This is a genomic window from Micromonospora wenchangensis (genome assembly GCF_002210435.1).
GTDB classification, from domain to species: domain Bacteria; phylum Actinomycetota; class Actinomycetes; order Mycobacteriales; family Micromonosporaceae; genus Micromonospora; species Micromonospora wenchangensis.
The window spans coordinates 1-16,694 of record NZ_MZMV01000043.1 but is presented as its reverse complement, the minus strand read 5'-3'; the positions used below and the strand labels follow the sequence as shown (position 1 = coordinate 16,694).

12 protein-coding genes are annotated in these 16,694 nt (G+C 70.9%); 4 read left to right on the top strand and 8 right to left on the bottom strand.

Annotated features, from left to right (window positions below):
• The first annotated feature begins 6 nt into the window (after positions 1 to 6).
• On the top strand, positions 7 to 1,095 hold the full coding sequence (locus tag B5D80_RS22625) for a polyprenyl synthetase family protein (RefSeq protein WP_088645936.1): 1,089 nt from the start codon (positions 7 to 9) through the stop codon (positions 1,093 to 1,095).
• On the top strand, positions 1,092 to 2,297 hold the full coding sequence (locus tag B5D80_RS22620) for a cytochrome P450 (RefSeq protein ID WP_211291613.1): 1,206 nt from the start codon (positions 1,092 to 1,094) through the stop codon (positions 2,295 to 2,297). Before B5D80_RS22625 ends, B5D80_RS22620 begins: the two co-directional genes overlap by 4 nt.
• 10 nt (positions 2,298 to 2,307) lie before the next feature.
• On the opposite strand, the gene B5D80_RS22615 is transcribed toward B5D80_RS22620, so the two are convergent.
• A complete protein-coding gene (locus tag B5D80_RS22615) occupies positions 2,308 to 3,513 on the bottom strand; it encodes a pyridoxal phosphate-dependent aminotransferase (protein ID WP_088645935.1) in 1,206 nt (401 codons plus the stop codon).
• A 376-nt stretch (positions 3,514 to 3,889) separates the two neighbouring features.
• On the opposite strand from B5D80_RS22615, the gene B5D80_RS22610 reads away from it, so the two are divergent.
• Entirely contained in the window at positions 3,890 to 5,296 is a 1,407-nt protein-coding gene (locus tag B5D80_RS22610) for an NAD(P)/FAD-dependent oxidoreductase (RefSeq protein WP_088645934.1), read from the top strand.
• An 80-nt stretch (positions 5,297 to 5,376) separates the two neighbouring features.
• Here the strand turns inward: B5D80_RS22610 and B5D80_RS22605 are convergent, their stop codons facing one another.
• The 7 genes from B5D80_RS22605 to B5D80_RS22575 form a co-directional block, all read right to left on the bottom strand.
• Positions 5,377 to 6,777 (bottom strand): GH1 family beta-glucosidase, encoded by a 1,401-nt coding sequence (locus B5D80_RS22605; RefSeq protein WP_088645933.1) that lies wholly within the window; start codon positions 6,775 to 6,777, stop codon positions 5,377 to 5,379.
• The gene (yicI, locus tag B5D80_RS22600) at positions 6,774 to 9,014 is read right to left on the bottom strand and encodes an alpha-xylosidase (RefSeq protein ID WP_088645932.1); all 2,241 of its coding nucleotides are present in this window, start codon (positions 9,012 to 9,014) and stop codon (positions 6,774 to 6,776) included. The genes B5D80_RS22605 and yicI overlap by 4 nt, the downstream gene beginning before the upstream one ends.
• Positions 9,011 to 9,886, bottom strand: a complete 876-nt coding sequence (locus B5D80_RS22595; RefSeq protein WP_088645931.1) for a carbohydrate ABC transporter permease — start codon at positions 9,884 to 9,886, stop codon at positions 9,011 to 9,013. Before B5D80_RS22595 ends, yicI begins: the two co-directional genes overlap by 4 nt.
• A gap of 1 nt (position 9,887) precedes the next feature.
• Positions 9,888 to 10,865 (bottom strand): carbohydrate ABC transporter permease, encoded by a 978-nt coding sequence (locus B5D80_RS22590; protein ID WP_088645930.1) that lies wholly within the window; start codon positions 10,863 to 10,865, stop codon positions 9,888 to 9,890.
• Between the two features lie 68 nt (positions 10,866 to 10,933).
• The gene (locus tag B5D80_RS22585; RefSeq protein ID WP_088645929.1) at positions 10,934 to 12,238 is read right to left on the bottom strand and encodes an ABC transporter substrate-binding protein; all 1,305 of its coding nucleotides are present in this window, start codon (positions 12,236 to 12,238) and stop codon (positions 10,934 to 10,936) included.
• An 86-nt stretch (positions 12,239 to 12,324) separates the two neighbouring features.
• Positions 12,325 to 13,362, bottom strand: coding sequence for a LacI family DNA-binding transcriptional regulator (locus B5D80_RS22580; protein ID WP_088645928.1), 1,038 nt, complete (start codon positions 13,360 to 13,362; stop codon positions 12,325 to 12,327).
• A gap of 208 nt (positions 13,363 to 13,570) precedes the next feature.
• Positions 13,571 to 14,551 (bottom strand): LacI family DNA-binding transcriptional regulator, encoded by a 981-nt coding sequence (locus B5D80_RS22575; RefSeq protein ID WP_211291612.1) that lies wholly within the window; start codon positions 14,549 to 14,551, stop codon positions 13,571 to 13,573.
• Positions 14,552 to 15,075: 524 nt separating this feature from the next.
• Here B5D80_RS22575 and B5D80_RS22570 point away from each other — a divergent pair.
• On the top strand, positions 15,076 to 16,694 hold a 1,619-nt coding region (locus B5D80_RS22570), incomplete at its 3' end, for a glycosyl hydrolase family 28 protein (RefSeq protein WP_144081741.1).

Genomic DNA, 16,694 nt, shown 5'->3' with positions numbered 1-16,694 from the left:
CGGGGCATGACCGTCACCCGGGCCACCGGAGCCGTGGACGTGGCGGCCATCGACGCCACCCTCGGCGACTTCTTCGCCGGCCGCCGGGGCGAGGCCGAAGCGTTCGGCCCGGACCTCGCGGCGACCGTCGCCGAACTGGAGAGCTTCGTGCTGTGCGGCGGCAAACGGGTCCGGCCGGTCTTCGTCTGGCTGGGCTGGCTCGGCGCCGGCGGCGATCCGGGCGGCCCACGGGCGCACGCGGTGCTGCGGGCCAGCGCGGCGTTCGAACTGCTGCACGCCGCCGGGCTGATCCACGACGACATCATCGACGCCTCCCCGACCCGTCGCGGCCGTCCCTCGGCGCACGTGGCGTTCGCCGAGCGGCACCGCGCCCGCCGCTTCTCCGGCGACCCCGCCGCGTTCGGCCTGGGCACCGCGATCGTGCTCGGCGACCTGGCCCTGATCTGGGCCGACGCGCTGGTGGCCGACTCCGGGCTGCCGGCGGACGCGCGGACCCGGATCGGACCCGTGTGGTCGGCGGCGCGCGCCGAGGTGATGTACGGCCAACTGCTCGACCTGATCAACCAGGCCAGCGACGACGAGGACGTCGAGTCGGCGCTGCGGGTCGACCGGTACAAGACGGCGTCGTACACGGTGCAGCGCCCGTTGCAGTTCGGCGGGGCCGTCGCGGGCGCCGACCCCGCGCTCACCGCGGCCTACGGTGCGTACGGCGTCGACGTCGGCATCGCGTTCCAGCTCCGCGACGATCTGCTCGGGGTCTTCGGCGACCCCGCGGTGACGGGCAAGCCGTGCGGTGACGACCTCCGCGAGGGCAAGCGGACCGTGCTGCTGGCCACCGCCCTCACCCTCGCCGACGCCCGCGACGCCGCGGCGGCGCACTACCTGCGGACGAAGATCGGCACCGACCTCACCGACGACGAACTCGACCGGGTGCGGACCATCCTCGTCGACGTCGGCGCGGTGGCCCGGGTCGAGACGCGGATAGCGACGTGCGGGGAACGCGCGCTGGCGGCGCTCGACGCCAGCGACGTCACCGACCTGGCCAGACGGCGTCTCGCGGAGATGGCGGACACCGTGTTGCAGAGGACCCGGTGACGATCCCCGCCAGCGCGCCGGAGGTCCCCGTCTACCTCCGCCGCGACGGCTTCACCCCGACGCCCGACCTCGGCCGGCTGCGCGACGCCGGGCTCGTCGAACGGGTCACCACCCCGTTCGGCCTGACCGCCTGGTTGCTGACCCGGCACGACGACGTACGCACCGTGCTGGCCGACCCGGCGCGGTTCAGCAACGACCCGTCGGACATGCCACCGCTGCCCGGCCTGGACGACCTCACCGACGACGAACGCGCACCGCTGCGCTTCGGCAACCTGCTCGGCGTGGACCCGCCGGAGCACACCCGGCTCCGCCGGACCCTGACGGCGGAGTTCACGCTGCGCCGGATGCGTGCCCTGGAACCCCGGGTGCGGCGCATCGTCGACCGGCAACTGGCCGAGCTGGCGGGCAGGGGGTCACCGGTGGACCTCGTCACCGGGTACGCCCTGCCCGTGCCCTCCCTGGTGATCTGCGAACTGCTCGGCGTGCCGGCCGCCGACCGGGCCGACTTCAACGCGCAGACGAGCCGGCTCATCGACGTCTCGGTGCCGGTGCGGGAACGGTTACGGGTGGGTCGCGGGCTGCGCGACTACATGTCGGACCTGGTGCGGCGCGCCCGGCTCGCGCCCGGCGACGATATGATCGGCATGCTGATCCGCGAACACGGCCACGACCTCACCCACGCCGAACTCGCCGGCCTGGCCAACTTCCTGCTGCTCGCCGGCCACGAGACGACCGCCAACATGCTCGCCCTGGGCACCCTGGCCCTGCTGCGCCACCCGGCGCAACTCGCCCGGGTACGCGACGACCCGGCCGCGGTCACCCCGGCCGTCGAGGAGCTGCTGCGCTGGCTGAGCGTGGTGCAGGCCGGGGTGCCACGGCTGGTCCGCGCGGACACCGAGTTCGGCGGCGTCCGCATCCCGGCCGGTGACCTGGTGCTGCTGTCGCTGCCGGCGGCCAACCGGGACCCGACCGCCGTCGAGCGCCCCGACGAGCTGGACATCGGACGCGGTGCCGTGGGGCACCTCGCGTTCGGCCACGGCGTGCACCACTGCATCGGCGCGCCGCTGGCGCGGATGGAACTGAGGATCGGGCTGCCCGCGCTGCTGCGCCGCTTCCCCGACCTGCGGATCGAGCCGGACGGGGTGGTGTTCCGCCCGTCCCACGTCTTCTACGGCCTGAGCCGGCTGGTGGTGAGCTGGTAGCCGACCCCTCCTACTGCCGGTAGGTGGACAGGAAGGTGCGGATGCGGCCGATCGCGTCGTCGAGGACGTCGGTGGGGGCCAGGAACACCATGCGCAGGTGGTCCGGGGTGTCGATGTTGAAGCCGCTGCCGTGCGAGATCAACAGATGCTGCTGCTCCAGCAGGTCGATCACGAGCTTCTCGTCGTCGTGGATCTTGTGGACGGCCGGGTCGAGGCGGGCGAACAGGTAGAGCGCGCCCTCCGGCTTGACGCAGTCGACGCCGGGGATCGAGACGACCTCGCGCCAGGCGTGGTCGCGCTGTTCCAGCAGCCGCCCGCCGGGCCGGATCAGCTCGTCGATGCTCTGGTAGCCGCCGAGCGCGGTCTGGATGGCGTGCTGGGCCGGCACGTTCGGGCAGACCCGGAGGTTGGCCAGCAGTTGCAGCCCGTTCAGGTAGTCCGTGTCGGTGCCGGTGAACCCGCTGGTGGCGAGCCAGCCGGAGCGGAAGCCGGCGGCCCGGTAGACCTTCGACAGGCCGCCCATGCTCACCACCGGCACGTCCGGGGCGAGCGCCGCGAGGGTGTGGTGGGTGGCGCCGTCGTACACGATCCGGTCGTAGATCTCGTCGGCGAAGATCATCAGGCCGTGCCGGCGGGCCAGCTCGATCATGCCGAGCAGGGTCTGCTCCGAGTACACCGCGCCGGTCGGGTTGTTCGGGTTGATCACCACGAGGGCGCGGGTGCGTTCGGTGATCCGCGAGGCCAGGTGCTCCAGGTCGGGCTGCCAGCCGGCGCTCTCGTCGCAGCGGTAGTGCACGGCCTGCCCGCCGCACAGGTTCACCGCCGCGGTCCAGAGCGGGTAGTCCGGGCTGGGCACCAGCACCTCGTCGCCGGAGTCGAGCAGCGCCTGCAACACCATCATGATCAGCTCGGAGACCCCGTTGCCGAGCAGCACGTCGTCCGGCTGGACGCCGGTCACGCCCAGGTTCTGGTACCGCTGGGCGACGGCGACCCGCGCCGAGTAGATGCCCCGGGCGTCGCTGTAGCCCTGCGCCTCGACGAGGTTCTGCACCACGTCGGCGACGATCGGGCCGGGCGTGGCCAGCCCCCAGGGCGCCGGGTTGCCCAGGTTCAGCTTGAGGATCCGGTGGCCGGCGGCCTCCATCTCCTGTGCCCGCCGCAGCACCGGCCCGCGGATGTCGTACCGGACACTCTTCAGCCGTTTGGCCTGCCGCATCGGACCCCCTCGACCACCTGGACACTTTGCCCCGGAAAGCACCCTAGTACGACCGCCGGAAGGGTGGCTGCTCCGGCCCACCGCCACAGCTCCTCGGGGTAACGGAGCGTAGCGGTGCCCGCACCGATATTCATGTACGATCGTCTATCTCATTCGTGCGAGGATGGGGATGCTTGTGCTGCTTCGTTCGTCATCGGATTCGACCCGTACGGCGCACGACCGCCGGTACGGGACCCACGGCACCCGCCTACCGGATCCGACCGTGACCGGCACCACCCCCTGATTCCGTCGGCGGCCCCGGTGGCCGCCGGGGAAACGCGCGTCGTCGTGCACCATTCCTGCGTGGCTACGGCCGGAACGGCAAGGTGGCAGAGACATGAAGGTCCTCGTGATCGGTGGTGGCCCCGCCGGGAGCACCGCGGCAACGGCGATGGCCCAGGCCGGCCTCGACGTGCGGCTCGTCGAGAGCGCCCACTTCCCGCGATACCACGTGGGTGAGTCGCTCACGCCGTCGTGCCGGGTGGTGCTGGACGCCATCGGCATGTCGAAGATCCTCGACGACCACGGCTTCGTGAAGAAGAACGGCGGTGTCATCCACTGGGACGACGACCAGTGGACGTTCGACTGGCAGGCGCAGTCCGGGGTGCAGTCGTGGCAGGTCGACCGGAGCGAGTTCGACGCGCTGCTGCTGGAACACGCCCGCAACAACGGGGTCGCCGTCACCACCGGCGTCACCGGCCGGTCGGTACGCTTCGCCGACGGCCGGCCGGTGGCCGTGGAGTGCTCCCCGGACGACGGCGAACCGTTCACCATCGACGACTTCGACTTCCTGGTCGACGCCACCGGGCGCAACGGGCTGCTCAGCGCCAGGCACTTCGGCAACCGCGAGCCGCTGAACAACCTGCGCAACGTCGGCATCTGGGGCTACTGGACCGGCGCCACCCTGCTGCCCGAGACGCCGACCGGAGGGATCAACATCATCTCTTCGCCGGAGGGCTGGTACTGGGTGATCCCGATGGCCGGCGGGCGGATGAGCATCGGCTACGTCACCACCAAGGACGCCTTCGCGCGGGACCGTCACGAGCACCAGTCGTCGGACGAGCTGTACCGGCACCTCATCGCGGCCTCACCGACCATCGCCGGCCTCACCGCCGGGGCGGAGTTCCTCGGCGTGACGAGGGTCGAGACCGACTACTCGTACATCGCGGCCCAGTTCTGCGGGCCGGGTTACGCGATCGTGGGCGACGCGGCGTGCTTCCTGGACCCGCTGCTGTCCACCGGCGTGCACCTCGCGCTCTACAGCGCGTTGACCGCGGCCGCCTGCGTCGCCTCGATGGACCGGGGCGAGGTCGACGAGACGGAGGCGCTGCGGTTCTTCGAGTTCGCCTACCGGCGCGCGTACATGCGGCTGTTCGCGCTGGTGACCATCATGTACGAGCGCTACCTGGGCAAGGACGGCTTCTTCCGCACCTCGGACCGGCTGATCGGCGACGAGCAGTCCGGGCAGCCGGACACCGACGTCTCCTCCCGCTCCTTCGCCGAGATCATCGGTGGTCTGTCCGACCTGCGGGAGGCGGCCGACTCGTCCACCCGCGTCATCACCGACCGCCTCCGGGAGGAGGCGGTGCGGGCGCAACTTCAGGTGGTGCACGCACCCGACTCCGACGGACCCGACTTCACCCCGGTCCGCGGCGACCCCCTGTCCGACGCGGAGTCGGCCGACTACCGCCTCGTCACCAGTCCGCGACTCGGCCTCGAACGGGTCCGCGCGGCGCGCCCCTGAACCCGGTCCGGGTCGCGGCGACGACGTGGGGTGCCCCGGCCGGCCGGGGCACCCCGAGGTCCCACGCAGAAGCTGCCGACCTACCCGTCGAGCTGGCCGGTGGCGACCAGCCGGCGGTACCAGTGGGCGCTGTCCTTCCACCGGCGTTCCTGCGTGTCGTAGTCGACGTGGATGATGCCGAACCGACGGTCGTAGCCGTAGCCCCACTCGAAGTTGTCCAGCAGCGACCAGACGAAGTAACCCCGCACGTCCACGCCCTGCGCGCGGGCGTCGGCCACCGCGCCGACGTGCCGGCGCAGGTAGTCGATCCGCCGGTCGTCGTGGATCCGCCCGTCGGCCGACACCACGTCGTCGAACGCCGCGCCGTTCTCGGTGATCATCAACGGCTGGCCCGGATGGTCGTGACCCAGCCGCACCAGCAACTCGGTGAAGGCCGGCGGGTCGATGTTCCACCCCATCGCCGTGTACGGGCCGGGCTGCGGCAGGAAGTCGACGTCCCCGGCGCCCACCCACGGCGAGTGCGCCGACGCGCCGTGCCCGTCGGCGGCGGACCGGGCCGAGTGCCCGTCCCAGGCACGGACCAGGGTGCTGGAGTAGTAGTTGACCCCCAGCACGTCCAGCGGCACCGCGATCGTCTTCTCGTCACCGGAGCGCACGAACGACCAGTCGGTGACGGCGGCGGTGTCGGCCAGCAGGTCCGCCGGGTACGCCCCGTCCAGCATCGGGCCGAGGAACGCCCGGTTCGCCAGCGCGTCGATCCGCCGGACCGCGTCGGCGTCGGCGGCCGAGTCGGACGCGCCCCGCACGACGTGCAGGTTCAACGTCACCGACAGCTCGGCGCTCGGCGTCAACTCCCGCACCACCCGCCCGGCCAGGCCGTGCGCCAGGTTCAGGTGGTGCACCGCCGCCAACGCCGCCGCCGGTTCGGTGCGGCCGGGCGCGTGCACGCCGGAGCCGTACCCCAGGTACGCCGAGCACCACGGCTCGTTGAGCGTCGTCCAGGTGTGCACCCGGTCGCCGAGCGCGCCGACGATCCCCGCCGCGTACTCCTCGAAACGCCGCGCCGTGTCCCGCACCGGCCACCCGCCGGCGTCCTCCAACTCCTGCGGCAGGTCCCAGTGGTACATGGTCGCCACCGGTCGGATGCCGCGCTCCAGCAGCCCGTCGACCAGCCGCGCGTAGAAGTCCAGGCCGGCGGGGTTGAACCGGCCGGAACCGCCCGGCTGCACCCGGGGCCAGGAGATCGAGAAACGGTACGCGCCCAGCCCCAGCTCGGCGAGGTGGTCCAGATCCTGCGACCACCGGTGGTAGTGGTCGGCGGCCACGTCGCCGGTGTCGCCGTTCAACGTCCGCCCCGGGGTGTGGCTGTAGGTGTCCCAGATGGACCGACCCCGACCGTCCTCGGTGGCCGCCCCCTCGATCTGGTATGCCGCCGTGGCCGACCCCCAGACGAAGCTTTCCGGGAAGTTGCGTGCCGTCATCGTCCCGCCCTCTCCGCGCCGACCACCACGCAGTGGTACGCCGACGACTCACCCGCCACCAGCTCGGCGGTCGCCACCCCGCCCCGGAACCCCACCTCGAACTGCGCGCCCGGCCCCCCGTCGGGCGACGGGATGCGCACCCGCTGCCGTTGCCCCTCCGCCGGGGCGTAGAGCCGCAGCTCCACCCCGTCGGCCCAGGCGTAGTCGGGCCGGTCGCAGCGCGCCCCGAACCCGATGACCGCGCCGGGCCGGGCGAGCACCGGCAGGCTGTCGTACCCGTGCTTCTCGGTCACCCACGCCGGGCCGGTGAGCTGCGCCCCGGTGACCAGGTGGGTCCAGGTGCCGGCGGGCACGTAGAAGGTGACCTGCCCGTCGGCGCTGAGCACCGGCGCGACCAGCACGTCCGGGCCGAGCATGTACTGCCGGTCGAGGTGCGCCACGGCCGGATCGTCCGGGAACTCCACGATCATCGGACGCATCATCGGGATCCCGTCGCGGTGCGCCTCCTCGGCCGTCGCCGCCAGGTACGGCATGAGGCCGAGCTTGAGCCGGGTGAACTGGCGCAGCACGTCCACGGCCTGCTCGTCGTACGCCCACGGCACCCGGTACGAGCCGGAACCGTGCAGCCGCGAGTGCGAGGAGAGCAGGCCGAACGCGATCCACCGCTTGAACACCGCCGGGTCGGGGGTGCCCTCGAACCCGCCGATGTCGTGACTCCAGTAGCCGAAACCCGACGACGCCAGGGACAGCCCGCCGCGCAGCGACTCGGCCATCGCGACGAACGTCGACTCGCAGTCGCCGCCCCAGTGCACCGGGAACTGCTGGCCGCCGGCGGTGGCCGAACGGGCGAACAGCACCGCCTCACCCTCGCCCCGCTCGGCCTCCAGCAGCTCGAAGACCGCCTTGTTGTAGAGGTAGGAGTAGTAGTTGTGCATCCGCTGCGGGTCCGACCCGTCGTGCCACACCACGTCGGTCGGGATGCGCTCCCCGAAGTCGGTCTTGAAACAGTCGACGCCCATGTCCAGCAGCGCCCGGAGCTTGCCGGTGAACCAGGCCACCGCGTCGGGGTTGGTGAAGTCGACCAACGCCATGCCGGCCTGCCACTTGTCCCACTGCCACACCGACCCGTCCGGGTTGCGCACCAGGTAGCCGGCCTGGCGGCCCTCCTCGAACAGGTACGACCGCTGCGCGATGTACGGGTTGATCCACACGCACACCTTCAGGCCCCGCTCGTGCAGCCGGCGCAGCATCCCCTCCGGGTCGGGGAAGGTCGCCGGGTCCCACACGAAGTCGACCCAGTGGAACTGGCGCATCCAGAAGCAGTCGAAGTGGAACACCGACAGCGGCAGGTCCCGCTCGGCCATCCCGTCGACGAACTCGGTCACCGTCTTCTCGTCGTACGACGTGGTGAACGACGTGGACAGCCACAGCCCGTACGACCAGGCGGGCACCCGGGCCGGTCGACCGGTCATCGCCGTATAGCGGCGCAGCACGTCCTTCGGGGTGGGCCCGTCGACGACGTGGTAGGTCAGCGACTGGCCCTCCACACTGAACTGGGTCTGCGCGACGACCTCCGAGCCGACCTCGAACGACACGTGCTCCGGGTGGTCCACGAACACCCCGTAGCCGGCGCTGCTCAGATAGAACGGCACGTTCTTGTACGCCTGCTCGCTGGCGGTGCCACCGTCGGCGTTCCACACGTCGACCGTCTGCCCGTTCTTGACGAACGGGCCGAACCGCTCGCCCAGCCCGTACACCGTCTCGCCGACGCCGAGCGCGAGCCGCTCGTGCACGTACCGGCGGCCCTCGCCGTCGGTGACGATGCCGATGCTGCGTCCGGTGGACGCGGTGACCAGCCGGTCGCCGTGCCTGAACTCGACCCGCCAGCCGTCGACCAGCGCGACCCGCACGGTCAGTTCGCCGGTGGTCAGCGACGCGCTGATCCCGGTGATGTCGACGGTGACCGGGTGGGTGTCGTCGGTGTCCAGCCCGAAGCGGGGTTCGCGGGGCAGCCCGCCGCTGTGGTGGCCGATGGTCACCCCGACCACGCCGGGTGCGGGGGAGAAGAACCGGACGGTGACGACCGGCCGGTTGAGCGTGTCGCCCCGGCCGTTGATCTGACCGGCCGGCGCGAAGACGGTGAAACCGCGGTCGTCCGGTTCGACCGATTCGACCGTGCCGGGGCGCAGCACGCTGACCCCGGGGCGCAGTTGCCAGTACCCGTCGGTGAACTTCACTTCTCGGCTCCTGCCGTGATGCCGCGCGCCAGGGTGCGCTGGAAGATGAGGAAGAACAGGATGGCCGGCACCAGGCTGATCAGGGCGCCGGCGTTGGTGGTGGGGGCGTCCATCAGCCGGTCACCCTGCAACGACGCGAGGGCGACCGGGATGGTCTGGGTCTGGTTGTCGATCAGCATGACCAGCGGGATGAGGAACTCGTTCCAGGTCCAGATGAAGAAGAAGATGAGCAGCACGGCGAGGGTGGGCCGCAGGTTGGGGAAGACCACCCGCCACAGCACCGTCCACTTCCCGGCGCCGTCGAGCGCGGCGGCCTCCAGCAGCGCCCGGGGGAACGTGCCCAGCACCGAGGCCAGCAGGTACGTGCCGAACGCGCTCTGGATGACGGTGAAGATGATGATCACCGACAGCCGGGTGTTGTAGAGGCCGATCTCCTTGGCGACGTAGTACAGCGGATAGATCAACGCCTCCTGCGGCAGCATGTTGGCCAGCAGGAACACCCCGACGATCCACAGCCGGCCGCGGACCCGGCCGATGCCCAGCGCGTACGCGTTGAGCAGCGACACGACGACGCCGAGCACCGCCACCGACCCGGCGATGAGCGCCGAGTTCCACAGTTTGAGCGGGAAGTTCACCTCCGACCAGTACGTCCGCAGACCCGTGGTGTAGAACTCCGACGGCCAGCTCAGCGGGCCGCCCGACGAGTAGTCGCCAGGCGACTTGAACGCGTTGAGCAGCATGAACGCGAACGGCACCAGCATGACCAGCGCGCCCGCCGTGACCAGTGCGAGCACCACCCAGCGGCTGACCCCCCGGTGGTGGCGGTCGCGCACCGTCCGCCGGACCGGGATCCCGGTCGTCGTGACGGCCATCTCAGCGCCCCCGTTCCCGGCGCTCGCTGCGGGCCTGCACGGCGATGAACACCACGGCCACCACCACGATGATCGCCGTCAGCACCGTGGAGATCGCCGAGCCGTAGCCGACCTGGAGTTTCTTGAAGAACGTGTAGTACGCGAAGTACGACGGCACGTTGGTGGCGTTCTCCGGGCCGCCCCGGGTCAGTGCGAAGATCGGCCCGAACACCTTCAGCGCGGCGATCGTGCAGGTCAGCGCCACCACGAAGGTCTCCGGCCGGATCTGCGGCAGGGTGATCGCCCGGAACCGGTGCAGCCAGTTCGCCCCGTCGACCTCGGCGGCCTCGTACAGCTCCGGGTCGACCCGCTGCAACGCCGCCATGAACACGACCACCGGGTAGCCGATCTGCACCCAGATCATCACCGCCATCACCGCCGGCAGCGCGGTGTCCGGGTCGCCCAGCCAGTCGTGGCGCAGCGCGCCGAGACCGACCGCGTCGAGCACACTGTTGAACGCGCCGTCGGGGCGCAGGATCCAGCCCCACACGATGCCGGCCACCACCACGGGCAGCACCTGCGGCAGGTAGAACGCCGCCCGCAGGGCCGCCGCCGTCCGGGGCCGGAACCGCCGTCCGACGACGTCGAAGAGCACCGAGGCGAGCAGCAGCCCGAGCAGCGTCGGCACCACCACCATCGCGACGATCATCGCCAGGGTGTTGCGGAACGACGCCCAGAACACGTCGTCGTCCAGCAACTGGCGGTAGTTGTCCCACCCGACGAAGGTGGGGTCGCCCACGCCCGACCACCGGGTCAGCGACAGGTAGCCGGTGCCGACCAGCGGCACGCCGATCACCAGGACGAACAGCACCGCCCCGGGGAGCAGGTAGAGCCAGTACGCCGCGTCGCGGCCGTCGCGCCGGCGGCGGGGTGGAGGCGCGGGGGAGGAGGTCGGGGTCGTCGCCGGTGGGGTGCCGGCGACGGTGTCGGGGACTGTCATGGAGGACCCTTCCCGGCGGGGTGGGCGGGCGCAGCCGGTCGTGCCGGTCGCGCCCGCCGCTCGCCGTGTCACTTGCCGGTGATCTCCTTGACGCCGTCGGCGTACGGCTTGGCGATCGTGTCGAGCACCTGGTCGGGGGACTTGGACCCGTTGATCAGCGCCTGGAACCCGCCGACCAGCACGTCGTAGTAGCCGGGCACCGGCCAGTCCGGGTAGAACGCCAGGCCGTCCTGCTTGCTGACCGTGTTGAAGTCCTCGATCAGCTTGCGGTCCTTCGGATCGGTGATCTTCGTGGGGTCACCGGCCACCGGGATGCCACCGTTGTTGCCGATCAGGTCCTGGATCTCCGGGCGCAGGGTGATGTCGATGAAGTCGTACGCCAGGCTCTTGGCCTTGCTGTTGGCCGGAACGACCCAGAGGTTGCCGGACGAGCCGGCGTTGAGGGTGTTGCCCGGGAACAGGAAGGTGTCCCAGTTGGCCTTCATCTCGGCCTTGAACCGGCCGTACCACCAACTCCCCGAGACGATCATCGGGGTCTTGCCCGCGATGAACGCGGTGCCCATGTCCTCGGCCTTGAGGCTCGCCGAGTCCTTGGCCAGGTAGCCCTTGCGCACCCAGTCGGCGAAGGTGTCCGCGCCGTACTTCAGCGGGTCGGCCTTGAAGTCGACCGGGTTCTTGTAGAGCTGGTAGTCGTCGACGAACTGCCGGTCGGCCTTCGCCAGGGCCAACTGGTAGAATAGCTGCCCGGCCGGGTACTCGGCGCCGGCCATGCCCAGCGGGGTGATGCCCTTACCGACGAAGGTGTCCATCGCGGCGGTCAGCTCCGCCATGGTGGTGGGCACGGTGACGCCGTTGCGGTCGAACAGGTCCTTGTTGTAGTAGACCGTGACGTATTCGCCGTAGTTCGGCACCCCGAACCAGTTGCCCGACCCCATCACGCCCTTGTCGCTGTACCGGGCCGTGGTCTGCAGGCTGGGGCTGAGCTTGCCGGCCCAGCCGCGCTTGTCGGCCTCGCCGCTGAGGTCGGTGAGCAGCCCCTGGGACGACAGCAGGCCGGCCGTCGCGTTGCCCTTGTTGTACTCCATGATGTCCGGGCCCTCGGACGAGTTGATGATCATGCCGGCGTTCTGCTGGATCTGCTCGAACGCCTTGCGTTCGAAGCGCACCTCGACACCCGGGTGCTCGGTCTTGAAGATCTCGATGGCCTTGGCCCAGCCGACCCCCATCGCGCTGTTCTCGCCCTCGTAGTGCCAGAGCTTGAGGGTCTTGGCCCCGCTGTCGTCACCGCTGTCGTCGCCGCCGCACGCGGCCACGGTGGTCGTCGCGGTGGCCGCCAGGGCGATCGCGGCGACGATCCGGCGGAATCGCTGCATTGCTATCCTCCTCGTTGAGTATCGAGCCCGGTACTTCACTGGGTCCGTCGTCGCGTTGCCGCGCGGCGACGGGCCGTTTTACCTGGTCAACCCCCATCGGGCTGACGACTGCGGGGTGCTGCGGTCGATCCCCGGATCTCCAGCGCGCACGGCAGCAACTGCTGGTGGCGCTCGTCACCGGCCCCGTCCAGGTGGCGCACCAGCGCCTCGATCGCGATCCGGCCCATCGCCGAGCCGGGCGACGTCATCGCGGTCAACGCCGGGGTGGCCAGCTCGGCGACCTGCGGCGAGGTGACCATCGAGACCACCGACACGTCGTCGGGCACGCTCAGCCCCCGCGCGGTCAACTCGCCGAGGATGCCGAAGATCGCCGTCTCGTTCATGGCCAGCACGGCCGTCAGGCCCGGCGCCCGCGCGACGGCGGCGGCCAGCGCGGCCCGCCCACCGGCGGCGCTGTCCTGCGCCGGGATCATGACCGGCTCCAGGCCGTGGCCGGTCATCGCCGTGACGAACGCGTCCCGGGTCCGCAGCGCCGGCCCGTAACCGCTGGCCAGGGTCTCGGCCGAGTGGTTGACGTAGACGATCTGCCGGTGGCCCAGGCCGACCAGGTGCGCCACCGCCTCCCGCACCGTCTGCTCGAAGTCGATGTCGACGTAGGACAGGCCGTCGGTGTCCCCGGTCCGCCCGATCAGCACCAGCGGCACCCCGGCCTGGCCGAGCGCGTCGACCCGCTCGTCGGCGAGCTGCACCTCCATCAGCACGACGCCGTCGAACATCCGCTGGCTGGCCAGCCGGCGCAGCTCGTCGAGGTCGCCGCCCCCACCGACGGGCGACAGCACCAGGTGGTAACCGACGGCGCTGGCCGCCGCGGCGGCCCCGGTGACGAACGCCGCCTCGGTCGCGCCGAGCCCGCGCTCGTCCATCGGCAGCAGCAGGCCCAGGATCCGGCTGCGCCGGCTGGCCAGGCCCCGGGCCATCGCGTTGGGCTGGTAGTCGAGCTGCGCCATGGCGGCGAGCACCTTGGCCCGGGTGGCCTGGGAGATCGGCCGGGCCCCGGTGAGGACGTAGGACACGGTGCTGACCGAGACCTGCGCCAGGCGGGCGACGTCGTGCATGGTGGCCATCGCGCACCTCCTTCGGCCGGGCGGGGATCCGCACGTGAATGATCGTCGAAGCGGTTCGACGAAGCGGTTCGACAGACGCTAAGCCCCCTGTTACGGCGACGTCAATAGCCGATGTCGAACGGGGGTCGCCGCCCGGTGCGGAGGTGGACCGCCGCCGGCCCCCGACGCGGTGACCGTGGGTACCCGGTGGATCGTGCCGGGCGGGCCGTCAGGCGGCCGGGGGAGCGGCGCTGTGCCGTACCGCAAGCGTCGTGGCCAGCTCGATTCCGGTCTGCGCGGGCCGCTCGCCCCGGCCCAGCGCGAGCGCCATCTCGGTGGCGGTGACCGCCATCTGGCCCAGCGGCCGGTGGACCGTGGTCAGCGGCGGGTCCAACTGGGCGGCGACGGGCAGGTCGTCGAAGCCGATGACGCTGAGATCCTCCGGAATGCGCAGGCCGGCGGCCCGCGCGGCCTGGTACACCCCCACGGCCTGCAGGTCGTTGCCGGTGACGACCGCGGTCGGCCGGTCCGGCCGGGCCAGCAGGTCGCCGGCGGCCGTCCGGCCGCCCTCCCGGGTCAGCTCCTGCCGGGTCACGAGCGTCGACCGCCCGGTCAGGCCGGCCTCCTCCAGCGCGGACCGGTGGCCGTCGAAGCGCGCCCGGCAGGACAGCACGTGCCCCGGTCCGGTGACCGTCGCGATGCGGCGGTGTCCCAGGCCGAGCAGGTGCCGGGCGGCGGCCCGGCCACCCGACCAGTTCGTCGCCCCGACGAACGGCACGTCGTCGGGCAGCTCGTGGGTGGGGTCGACGATCACGAACGGGACCGCGTGCCGACGGAGCTGGTCCTGTTCCTCGACGTCGAGCTGCGCGACGGCCACGACACCGAGGGAACGACGCGACACCGCGTGGTCGAGCCAGTACCGCCCCGGGTCGGCACCGGACCCGGACAGCACCACACCGAGCTGGTGCTCACGGGCGACCTGCTGGACGCCCTGGATGATCTCGATGCCGGGCAGGTCCCCATTCTGCGCGAAGACCAGCTCGATGGTGGTGCCGCCGGCCGGAGGACCGGACTTGCGGTAGCCGTACTCGCTGATCAGCGACTCGACCCGGGCCCGGGTGCCGGGTGCCACCCCGGCCCGGCCGTTGATCACCTTCGACACGGTCGGCACGGACACGCCCGCCGTCCGGGCGATGTGGGAGATGGTCACCGGACGCGGTGGGTCGGCTGCCGACCGCCTCGACGACGACATGCCGCATCCCCTTTCCTGCCGGCGCGCGGGTCCGGCCGGCGGGGGCCGCCCGGGGGCGGACACCGGCCGTCGGGGCGAGCGTATCGGGTCCGTCGCGCCCGGCGCCGGTCGGCGCGGCAGGGGCAGGGGGCGGCGGTTCACGGCACCATGCCCCCCGGACTCGACCCACCACCGACCCACCCCGGTCGATAGGAAAGTTTCCGAATCCGGCCCGATACTTTTCGTCCCCCACCTCGGTCGTCATTGACGAACTTCCATGTCAAGCGTAGTGTCCGCTGTAGAAATGTTTCTTGGCGGGGCCCGTTTGTCGGCTCCGTGTCCCCGCTGCGAGGAAAACCGGGCACGCGGCGAACGACACGGAAGGGCCCGTCGGGACCGGTGCAGGGGTCCCGCGCCATGGCCGACGGTCGCGCGCCGAAGTCGACCCTCCTGTGGCGGGGAGTGGTCCGGGCGCACCCAGTCCACCCCCGAGAAGGGTCCCCATGAAGAACAGACGCCTCGCGATCTGGGCAACGATCGCTCTCCTCGCCGTCGGCGGTGTCGCGACGGGCGCAGTGGTGGCACCGGTCCACGGTGCGACCGCGGCGGCCGCGAACGGCACGTCCGGTGCGGCCGCCGGTGGCTGCGTCGCCGACCCCGCCCTGCGCGGCGCGACGAAGAGCACGCTCTACACCGTCACGGCGGACGCCAACCCGCTGTTCGTCGAGAAGATGACCAAGTACGCCCCGGAGATGCAGGTGCACTACGCGCACTGCTCGATGGCGGCGGCGGGGACGGCCCAGTTCTCGGTCACCGTCGCCGAGAGCTTCAGTTCGTACACCGTGAGCCCCAAGAGCCGGAAGCTCGCCGTCGCCCGCAGCGGCAACACGATCAGCTTCACCAGCGGCCCCAACTACCTGATCGTCCAGTTCGACGCCAAGGAGTTGCTGTTCGTCCTGATCGACGCGCCCGAGGCGGACGCGCCGCAGGTGGGCGACGCCGACGTCGCGAACCTGGCCGACTACGGCGTCGACAACACCGGGGCCACGCTGGTCACCTCCAAGATCCAGAGCGCCATCAACGCCGCGTCCGGGGCGACCCGGAACATCCTGTACGTGCCGCCGGGTCGGTACCAGGTCGGTGAGCTGTGGATGAGGAGCAACATGACCCTCTACCTGGCCGCCGGCGCGGTCCTCTACGGCTCGAACCAGAAGGCGGACTTCAACACCGGCAGCGGCGGGGTGAACATCGAGGGCATGCAGCACGCCTCGCTGCGGATGTACCAGGTGCGCAACGCCAAGCTGCTGGGCCGTGGGGTCATCGACGGCAACGGCAAGTACCTGCGGGCCCAGGGCATCAACCTGGCCGTGCTGAAGATCGAGGAAAGCTCCGACATCCTGGTCGACGGGGTCACCGTCCGCGACTCCAGCTACTGGAACACCCTCGTCTACCGCAGCGACCGGGTCACCATCAGGAACTACAAGCTGATCAACTGCCGGCCGAACTCGGGCTACAACAACACCGACGGCGTGGACTTCGACGAGTCGACCAACAGCCTGCTGTCGAACGCGTTCCTCTACACGGGCGACGACAACATGGCGACCAAGAACGAGTTCGCCAGCGGCATCGTCAACACCAGGAACGTCGTCCACGAGCACGTCGTCTGCTACAGCAACTCCGCCTGCGCGAAGATCGGCACCAAGACCGAGGGAACGTCGATGGACGGGATCGTCTTCCGCGACATCGACGTGGTGAAGGCGGGACGGTCGATGGTGATCGACGCGGTCGACACCGCCGTCGTGTCCAACACCCGGTGGGAGGACGTCCGGGTCGAACAGACCGACAGCCTGATCGACCTCCAGGAGGACCGTCCGCCGTCCTGGCGGACGGTGAAGAACACCTCCACGATCCGCAACGCCTACTTCACCAACGTCTCCTCGGACGTGAAGAAGGTCGTCAACCTGCACGGGCGGTCCTCGACGGTCAACATCAGCGGCGTGCACTTCACCAACTTCACCGTCCAGGGTCGACCGGTCACCAGCCAGACCGACGCGGACGCGAGCTGGAACATCAACTCCTACGTCTCGAACATCACCTTCGCCACGACGCCGCCGACCACCCC

Coding starts and splice junctions, on each gene's coding strand:
- B5D80_RS22625 (WP_088645936.1), top strand. CDS start 7: ATGACCGTCACCCGGGCCACCGGAGCCGTGGACGTGGCGGCCATCGAC.
- B5D80_RS22615 (WP_088645935.1), bottom strand. CDS start 3,513: ATGCGGCAGGCCAAACGGCTGAAGAGTGTCCGGTACGACATCCGCGGG.
- B5D80_RS22610 (WP_088645934.1), top strand. CDS start 3,890: ATGAAGGTCCTCGTGATCGGTGGTGGCCCCGCCGGGAGCACCGCGGCA.
- B5D80_RS22605 (WP_088645933.1), bottom strand. CDS start 6,777: ATGACGGCACGCAACTTCCCGGAAAGCTTCGTCTGGGGGTCGGCCACG.
- B5D80_RS22595 (WP_088645931.1), bottom strand. CDS start 9,886: ATGGCCGTCACGACGACCGGGATCCCGGTCCGGCGGACGGTGCGCGAC.
- B5D80_RS22590 (WP_088645930.1), bottom strand. CDS start 10,865: ATGACAGTCCCCGACACCGTCGCCGGCACCCCACCGGCGACGACCCCG.
- B5D80_RS22585 (WP_088645929.1), bottom strand. CDS start 12,238: ATGCAGCGATTCCGCCGGATCGTCGCCGCGATCGCCCTGGCGGCCACC.
- B5D80_RS22580 (WP_088645928.1), bottom strand. CDS start 13,362: ATGGCCACCATGCACGACGTCGCCCGCCTGGCGCAGGTCTCGGTCAGC.